At 66.1% G+C, this 3,704-nt stretch carries 2 protein-coding genes and 2 pseudogenes; 2 read left to right on the forward strand and 2 right to left on the reverse strand.

Annotated elements, in window-relative coordinates:
* On the forward strand, positions 1-401 hold a 401-nt coding region (locus ABZ904_RS50795; protein ID WP_361831101.1), incomplete at its 5' end, for an alpha/beta hydrolase.
* Between the two features lie 532 nt (positions 402-933).
* Here ABZ904_RS50795 and ABZ904_RS50800 read toward each other — a convergent pair.
* Both ABZ904_RS50800 and ABZ904_RS50805 read right to left on the reverse strand, forming a co-directional pair.
* Positions 934-1,767: a transposase gene (locus tag ABZ904_RS50800; RefSeq protein WP_361831104.1), complete on the reverse strand. Its 834-nt coding sequence runs from the start codon at positions 1,765-1,767 to the stop codon at positions 934-936.
* A gap of 4 nt (positions 1,768-1,771) precedes the next feature.
* Positions 1,772-1,962 (reverse strand): annotated as a pseudogene (locus tag ABZ904_RS50805) (TIGR00730 family Rossman fold protein); the annotation flags it as partial.
* Positions 1,963-2,499: 537 nt separating this feature from the next.
* Between ABZ904_RS50805 and ABZ904_RS50810 the strand changes: the two are divergent.
* Positions 2,500-3,562: pseudogene (locus ABZ904_RS50810) on the forward strand (ATP-binding SpoIIE family protein phosphatase); the annotation flags it as partial.
* Between the last annotated feature and the right edge of the window lie 142 nt (positions 3,563-3,704).

Genomic DNA, 3,704 nt, shown 5'->3' on the forward strand with positions numbered 1-3,704 from the left:
TGCCTCTCGCTGAAAAGCTCATCGCCGGTCACGAGCGCGTCATCGTCCACGACATGATGCTTGAGTACGTGAACCGCGACAAGTCGCCGTTCACGGCGTCGGACTTCGACTACTACTCCCACTTCCTGAAGGAGCCCGGCCGTGCGACGGCCTGGATGAACGTCTACCGTGGGCTCCGCACAGATGTTCAGCAGAACAAGGAGTTCCTGGCCCAGGGCAAGCTGAAGATGCCCATCCTCGCGATCGGTGGTCAGTATTCCTTCGGTTCCGGAGTCCCCAACCAGTGGCACGAGTACGCCGTGAACGTCCAGGGACGAGTCCTGGCCAAGACCGGCCACTTCGTGAACGAGGAGAGGCCGAGGGAAGTGACGGCTCTGCTGCGCTCCTTCCTGCAGAAGTAGCTTTCACCGTCAAGGGATGAGCAACGACGATCTACAGACGGCGGGGAGCATTTCCGTAGATAGGGTCGCGCCGGTGGTGATGAGGATCTCCACCGGCGCGATCCGGCGACGGAACGGGCGAAGGACTGCAAATCACACAGCAGACCCGTGCAGACTGCCATAAATTTCCGACACGGAACACGAGCTTGAAAATGAGCGACCACACAAAAATCACCGTTCTGGGAGCAGTCGCTCTCTTGCTCGCCAGCGGCCTAATCGTGATACTTCAACGAGCCTACATAGCCTGAGCTTGACTCTGAAGCTCATCGGAAAATCGATGTGCGGGAGGGCCGTCGGCAGCATCCGGGCCGCTTGCGGACCGGATGGCGGTGAGACGGGACGGTCAGGCCGATACCGGTCTGTGCGAGACTTGGTGGCCGAGGGCCTGGAGCTGGCGGACGAGGTCGCGGGTTTTGCTGGCGGGGTCGAGGTGACGGCGGTGCCAGTCGACACCGAGCTCCTGGGAGTCGGCATCTGGATCGTTGATCAGGCGTCAGGCGATGACGAGGATCGAGCGGGCGACGCCGACCAGAGCGTTGGCATGGCAGCGGCGTTTGACGATGCGCCGGTAGCGGGCGCCGAGGAAGGTGCCGGTGCGGGCGGCGGCGTTGGCGGCCTCACCGAGCGCGCCCTTGAGCCAGGGGTTTCCCTGCCCGGCCGGCCCCGAGGGGTTCTTCGCTCCGGACTGGATCGTGCGGGGGCACAACTTGGCCCAGGACACCAGGTGTTCAGGGGTGGGGAAACGGCTCATGTCCGCGCCGATCTCGGCGAGGATGATCTGCGCGATGGTCGGCCCGATCCCGGGCACAGCGTCCAGCTTTTCGGCCAGAGTCCGCGCACTGACCGAGGTGGCCTCCTCCCCGGTGCCTGTGCTGCCTGGCGGGGTGGTGATCTCCTCCAGCGTCCGGGCGATCAGCCGGTCGAGTTCGTCGATCCGTGCGGTGAGGTGGTCGACGGTGGACAGCAGCACCGGCAGCAGCCGGGCGTGGTGGTCTTCGAACTGCCCGGTCAGGGCCTCGATGAGGGCCGGCTTCTTCTTGACCAGGTTGCCCTTGCCGAGGTCGGCCAGGGTGCGCGGGTTGCGTTCTCCGGCGACCAGCGCGTCGAGCATGGCCCGCCCGGACATGCCGAACAGGTCCGAGACGACGCCGGACAGTGTGCCGGGTGCGTTCCTGGACGAACACGGTGCGGGTGCGGGTGTAGTCCCGCAGCTGTCGCACCGGCTTCGGTGGGACGAACGAGGCGCGGACCCGCCGCGTTCGGCGATCTTGGCCAGCCAGACCGCGTCCAGCTCGTCCGTCTTCGGACGCCCTGGGACGTTCTTCACGTCGATCGACCGAGATCGCCGTGAGCCGCCCTCCCGGCGCCTGCACTCCGTCGGCGACGATCTTGATCAGCCCGGTATCGGATCCGCCCGCACCAGGGCGTGGTCGGCCCTGCCGATGAGTTCCGCAAACTCGCGAGTGGTCAGGGTGTAGTGCTCGTCGAGGTCAGTGGCTGAGAGGAAGACACCGATGTTCATCGGGCGTGGGCGCTGTTGCAGTCATGATCGGAGCGTATGCGTGCGTCCGCCCACACGTGTGGACCATTTTCACTTCGCGTCGAACGGCCAGGCGGGTCCCTGGGCGCCGCCTGTCAGACCAGTTGCACCGCGAAGCCGGGGCGCCACGTCGCATGCTCGGGGCGCCACGCTTGGGAGTGGGTCAGAGTCCCAGCTCCGTAGATCGCGATCTTGCTTTGTCCGCAGAATTGGTCTGGGAGTCTTTCATAGAAATGGACCATACTCCGGTGCCACTGGGTACGTAGCGTTGTGGGCATGAGCAGGAACGAAGCACAGGGAAGCCCGCAGCGCCTCCCCGAGCACAGGGCCTGGAGGAAACGATCCGCGTCGACCGAGGCGAATCACGGGCCGACTGGCTGTTCGTAGCAGGTCACCACGCGACGCTGCCCTACCTCCTGAAGATCGGCTTCCCTCGCACCTACGCACGTGATGGGAACCGGAATGGCGACCACCGACCAAACCGCACTCGCTGAACCGCCGAAGCCCCGCGAGGTATCCGACGCGACGACAGCCCTCGCGCTGCAGTGCAGCCTGCTCCCGCATTGTTTGAGGGGCGGCGTCGCGGTGGAGGCGGCCTCGCGCTACCTGCCAGCCGACATAGACGCAGGGGGTGGCTGGCGACTGGTTCGACGTGATCCGGCTGTCCGGCGCCCGGGTGGCCCTCGTCGTTGGGGATGTGGTCGGACATGGCATTGATGCTGCATCGACCATGGGCAGGCTCCGCACCGCCGTCCGCACGCTCGCGGACCTGGATCTGCCTCCCGACGAGCTGCTGAGCCATCTCGATGACAGCGTCCGGCGGATGACCGAGGAAGACGGCGACGCGGACCAGGCCCCGGTGGTGGGCGCGACCTGTCTGTACGCCGTCTACGACCCGGTCACGGGGCGGTGCACGATGGCACGGGGGCACGTCCCGCCCGCGATCATCGACCCGCAGGGGCAGGTCACCTTCCCCGACCTGCCCACTGGGGCGCCGCTCGGCCTCGGTCTCGGGCTGGTTCCCTTCGACGCCATAGAATTGGAGCTGCCCGAGCGAAGCCGGCTTGCGTTCTTCACCGACGGCTTGGTCGAGTCCCGTGACGAGGACATCGACGTCGGCCTGCACCGACTGGGCACCGCCCTGGCGCAGCCTGAGCAGTCCTTGGATGACTTGTGTTCCTCGGTGATGGAAACCGTGCCGACTCAGGCACCGTCCGACGACGTCACCTTGCTCCTTGTCCGGACCCGCGCACTCAGCGCGGCACAGATCGCCTCCTGGGAGCTGCCGACTGACCCGGCCGTCGTCTGCACCGCGCGCCATGTGACCGCCTGTCAGCTCAGTGAATGGGGACTGGAGCATCTCGTGTCCACCGCGGAGCTGGTCGTCAGTGAACTGGTCACCAACGCCATCCACCACGGCGCCAGCCCGATCCGGCTACGGCTCATCCAGCACCAAGTCCTGACCTGCGAAGTCTTTGACAGCGGAAAGTGTTGCCCGCGCCTGCGCGATGCTCGCATCGCCGACGAGAATGGCCGGGGCCTATTCCTGGTTGCTCAGTTGTCCAGCGGGTGGGGCTTCCGCTCCGCAACGGGCGACGTCACGCTTGTGGGCACTGGTGTTCTGTCTGCCAGGACCGTCTTCCCGGACCGGGTTCGTGTCACCGGTACCGGCGCGCTGAGCCTGGTCCTCGAAGGGCTCGTCGTGTGCGACAGCGGCTCAGCGC

The sequence above is a fragment of the Streptomyces sp. NPDC046900 genome (assembly GCF_040644975.1).
In the GTDB taxonomy this organism is placed as follows: Bacteria; Actinomycetota; Actinomycetes; order Streptomycetales; family Streptomycetaceae; genus Streptomyces.